At 58.8% G+C, this 1,091-nt stretch carries 1 pseudogene; it reads right to left on the reverse strand.

The features are described 5' to 3' along the window. Window positions 1–531: pseudogene (locus tag CFB82_RS44410) on the reverse strand (IS3 family transposase); the annotation flags it as partial. Window positions 532–1,091: the final 560 nt, after the last annotated feature.

A 1,091-nucleotide genomic window follows, 5' to 3' on the forward strand; every position in this document is an offset into this window, starting at 1 on the left:
GCTGCTTGTCGCGGCGGCTCGTGTTCGGCTTGCAGTACAGCGCCTCGATGCCCATGCGCTTCATCAGCGTGCCTACGTGCCGGCGTCCCACCTTGATGTCCTCGCGACGCAGCAGGCGCGCCAGCATACGCGCTCCCGCGAACGGGAACTCAAGATGCAGCTCGTCGATGCGGCGCATCAGTTTCAGGTCCGTCTCGCTGTCCGGCCGAGGTTCGTAATAGACGCTCGAGCGGGCAATCCCCACCAGTCGCGCCTGCTGCACGACAGGCAGTGTGTGTTCGCGGTCAATCATCGCCTTACGCTCAGTAATCCCGCCTTGCCGAGCGCACTTTCTAAAAAATCGTTCTCCAGCGTCAGCTGGCCGATCTTCGCATGAAGCACCTTGACGTCCACGGGCGGCTCGCCGGAGCTCGCCTTGCCCGTCTCAAACACTTCCGCCACGCGCTCCTGCAACTGCTTTTTCCAGTCCGTAATCTGGTTCGGATGGACCTCGTACTGCTGCGCCAACTCTGCCAGCGTCTTGTCGCCCTTCTTACCCTGTCGAACAAAGCCGAGCGGAGCGAGTTCGTGCGTCAGTATGCTGCATCTGGAGGAGCAGTCGGGTCATATATCGAGACTGAGGGGGCGTTCAAGAACGTTCTCGAGAAAACGGCGTTCACAGCTTGGCTCGCAGGTAGGATCGGCGAGACGCTCGCATAATTGTAAAAGGCTAGACTGGAGCAAGCAGGCAGCGTCAGACCATCTGACTCAGTGCAGCCAACGCTCGCGTGTCGTTGCATCGATGCTGTCGACCTCACGCTGCGGGCTCAAAGAAACTTGTGTGAGCCTGTCATATCCGCCCTGCTTGCCCGACTAACTCACCACATCCTAGGCAGCGATGCTGGTCTAACCCTGTCTTTTTGCTATGCTACGTGTGCCATCAAACCAGTTCGCAAGTTCCGGTGCGCGCAGCGTTGCACCTTGTTACTGACGAGTGCACCAAATAGTTCGTGGTGCGTTATACGGGTATGAAGACGAAAACTGATGCCCGAAAGTTGGATCAGGCGACGCAGGCGTACCTGAGGAAGACGGTGGTCGAAGCCGTGCGTGAC

It is taken from the genome of Burkholderia sp. HI2714 (genome assembly GCF_002223085.1).
In the GTDB taxonomy this organism is placed as follows: Bacteria; Pseudomonadota; Gammaproteobacteria; order Burkholderiales; family Burkholderiaceae; genus Burkholderia; species Burkholderia lata_D.